Source organism: Caulobacter sp. P1_B12_2 (assembly GCF_056406675.1).
Window position 1 is genome coordinate 1 of record NZ_JBFTZS010000539.1, and the last position, 2801, is coordinate 2801.

At 67.8% G+C, this 2801-nt stretch carries 4 protein-coding genes and 1 other RNA gene; 3 read left to right on the forward strand and 2 right to left on the reverse strand.

The features are described 5' to 3' along the window. Positions 1 to 92: 92 nt before the first annotated feature. Together AC1DZ6_RS22905 and AC1DZ6_RS22910 are read right to left on the reverse strand one after the other, a co-directional pair. Entirely contained in the window at positions 93 to 755 is a 663-nt protein-coding gene (locus tag AC1DZ6_RS22905) for an aquaporin (protein ID WP_477099415.1), read from the reverse strand. Positions 756 to 863: 108 nt separating this feature from the next. After that, the gene (locus AC1DZ6_RS22910) at positions 864 to 1775 is read right to left on the reverse strand and encodes an AraC family transcriptional regulator (protein ID WP_477099416.1); all 912 of its coding nucleotides are present in this window, start codon (positions 1773 to 1775) and stop codon (positions 864 to 866) included. 232 nt (positions 1776 to 2007) lie between these two features. Between AC1DZ6_RS22910 and AC1DZ6_RS22915 the strand changes: the two genes are divergently transcribed. The 3 genes from AC1DZ6_RS22915 to ssrA all read left to right on the forward strand — a co-directional run bounded on the left by AC1DZ6_RS22915 (position 2008) and on the right by ssrA (position 2751). After that, on the forward strand, positions 2008 to 2136 hold the full coding sequence (locus AC1DZ6_RS22915) for a hypothetical protein (protein WP_477099417.1): 129 nt from the start codon (positions 2008 to 2010) through the stop codon (positions 2134 to 2136). Further along, positions 2133 to 2420, forward strand: coding sequence for an Atu4866 domain-containing protein (locus AC1DZ6_RS22920; protein WP_477099418.1), 288 nt, complete (start codon positions 2133 to 2135; stop codon positions 2418 to 2420). The genes AC1DZ6_RS22915 and AC1DZ6_RS22920 overlap by 4 nt, the downstream gene beginning before the upstream one ends. Then, positions 2386 to 2751: a transfer-messenger RNA gene (gene ssrA, locus AC1DZ6_RS22925) on the forward strand. The genes AC1DZ6_RS22920 and ssrA overlap by 35 nt, the downstream gene beginning before the upstream one ends. Positions 2752 to 2801 lie beyond the last annotated feature (50 nt).

The window sequence follows — 2801 nt, forward strand, 5'->3', positions numbered from 1 at the left end:
GTCAGAAGCTGACCCTGGTCGGCCAGTCCAAGAATTCCGTCGTGATCAACTGGTCCGACCTGCCGCACTAGGTCGGACCGCTCGGGCGCGTCTCAGCCGACCTTCAGCAGGTTGAAGCGGTAGAGCAGCGCGCCCAGCACCGCGCCGATGGCCGGGGCGACGAAGAAAAGCCAGAGCTGCGCCAAGGCCTGGCCGCCGACGAAGATGGCCGGGCCCAGGCTGCGGGCCGGATTGACCGAGACGCCGGTCACCTGGATGCCCACGATGTGGATCACCGCCAGGGAGATGCCGATGCCCAGCCCCGCGAAGCCCGGGGCGGCGTCGGTGCCTGTCGAGCCCAGGATGACGATCACGAACAGAGCGGTCATCACCACCTCGAAGACGAAGGCCGCCTCGACGCCGAAACCGCCGCCATAGCCGGGGCCCCAGCCGTTCTGGCCCAGGCCGTGCGTCGTGCTTCCGGCGATGAACAGCAGCACCGCGGCGCCGGCTATCGCGCCGGCGAACTGGGCCGCCCAGTACAGCACCATCTCCCTGACGCTCATCCGCCCGGCCACGAAGGCCGCCAGACTGACGGCCGGATTGACGTGGCAGCCCGACACCGGACCGATGCCATAGGCCATGGCCACGATCGCGAAGCCGAACGCCAGGGCGATGCCCAGTTGTCCCACGTGGTCGCCACCGAGAACGGCCGCGCCGCAACCGAACAGCACCAGGGCGAACGTGCCGATGAACTCGGCGACGAGTTTAGACATTGACCGCCTCCCACTCCCGTTGGCCTCGGAGGCCAGCGGGGCGAGCTTGTACCGCTTTGGCGGAGCCAGGAATGGGGGAAAACCCTTTTGGCGGCGCGAAGGCGCGCCCTAGGTCTCGAGCAGCATGTCCGGCCGGGCTCGCAAGCGAGCCGCGTCGCGCAGGGGCGGCGCGCCGAACAGGCGGGCGTATTCGCGGCTGAACTGCGAGGGGCTGTCATAGCCCACCGCGTGGCCGGCCGAGCCGGCGTCCAGCCGCTGGGCCAGGATCAGCTTGCGCGCCTCCTGCAGGCGGATCTGCTTCTGGTACTGCAAGGGGCTGAGCGCGGTCACCGCCTTGAAGTGGCGATGCAGGGCCGAGGGGCTCATCCGCGCCTCGGCGGCCAGTTCCTCGATGCTGAACGGCTGGTTGAAGTGCTGGGTGATCCAGCCGATGGCCCGCTTGACCTGGCGCATGCGGCCGTCGGCCCGGGCGATCTGGGCCAGGCGCGGGCCCTGGTCGCCCAGCAGCATGCGGTAGAGGATCTCGCGCTCGATCAGCGGGGCCAGGACGGCGGCGTCGCGCGGCGTGTCGATCAGGCTGACCATCCGCATCACCGCGTCCAACAGGGGCGGATTGACCTGGCTGACCGCCATGGCTCCGATCAGCGGCCCGGCGTCCTGGGCCAGGGCGGCCTCGCCGCCGAGCTGCAGCAGCAGGTCGCCGATGACCGCCGGATCCAGGTGCATCTTGAAACAGAGATAGGGCTGCTCGGGCGAGGCGTCGACGACCTGGCCGATCACCGGCAGGTCGACCGAGGCCACCAGGTAGTTCATGGCGTCGTAGGCCAGCACCGAACCACCGGCGAGCACCTGCTTGCGGCCTTGGGCCACAACGCAGACCGCGGCGCCGAACACGCCATGGGTCGGTTCGCTGGGCTGGCTGACCCGGACCACCGAAGCCTTGTCGCCGCAGATGTCATAAGTTCCGTCTTCAGGCGCGTATCGTTCAATCAGCGCGGCGAGTTCGCCTTGCTCGACCATCGACATTTCCTTTTGTTGATGGAGCTTGTCCTACGCCCGCCGGACCGGTCCGTCACGCCTGCCAGAGGTGATGTGCAGGATCGTGCAATCAAGGGGCAGCATCGGTCTATCGCGAACGGCGCTCCATGAGTCATGTTGGGGACGTCCCGCCAACGCCGCCGTCGCCGCCCCTTCCCTAGCCTTGCCGGCTTTGGACCGAGCGACGCAGCGGCCGTCCGCCCCCGAGGATATCATGACCCGCTATACGCCCCGCCGGCCCAAGGCCGCGCCTCGGTGGTTCGTCGCCGCCTGGCTGACCGCCACCGCCCTGATCACCGCCGCCTCCGCCCTGACGGACGTCCATTGGGGAGCCGTGACTTGATCGGCCGCCGCACGTCCGGGGTCTGGGCCAGCGCCAACGGGGCGGTGAGCCTGGAGCTGCGCCTCGACGGCCGGTTCGAGGAACATCACGACGGCGAGCTGGTGTTCGCCGGTCACTACGAGCTTACGGGCGACGACGTCCGCCTGTTCGAGGACGGCGGCGGACAGCTGACCGGTCGGCTCACCGAGGGCCGCCTGAGCCTGACTCCGCCGCCCCGCGCCCAGCGTCGCGTTCGCCACGGACAACGACAGCCTTCCATCCGCGAGCCCCAGCCCCTATATTGAGTCTGTCCGGGTTCGCCCGGACTATGGGGATAAACGCGCACGTAATAAGCGGACTGGACCCGGGTGCGATTCCCGGCGGCTCCACCAAGACCTCCCGAGTTATCGCGGGAATGCATGGGGCCGATCAGCATCGACAGACGTGTAAAGGTGTTATGCTTTCTCTCGGCGTGGCTCACCGTATCGGGCCGCTAAACTAACTGCGAACGATAACTTCGCTGAAGAGTTCGCTATCGCCGCGTAATGCGGTGCTAGTGTTCTCGCCTCTTAAGTCCTAGGGGTTCAGATCCTTAGGCGGGGCCCGGAGGGAGCCTGCCAACAGAATCCCTCCACTTTCCACGACATCGCCGAGGCTCCCTCCTCTTTCTTGCGAAGGGATGCGGG

Excerpts from the sequence above, each read along its gene's own strand:
- AC1DZ6_RS22910 (WP_477099416.1), bottom strand. The coding sequence starts at position 1,775 with ATGGTCGAGCAAGGCGAACTCGCCGCGCTGATTGAACGATACGCGCCT.
- AC1DZ6_RS22905 (WP_477099415.1), bottom strand. The coding sequence starts at position 755 with ATGTCTAAACTCGTCGCCGAGTTCATCGGCACGTTCGCCCTGGTGCTG.
- AC1DZ6_RS22915 (WP_477099417.1), top strand. The coding sequence starts at position 2,008 with ATGACCCGCTATACGCCCCGCCGGCCCAAGGCCGCGCCTCGGTGGTTC.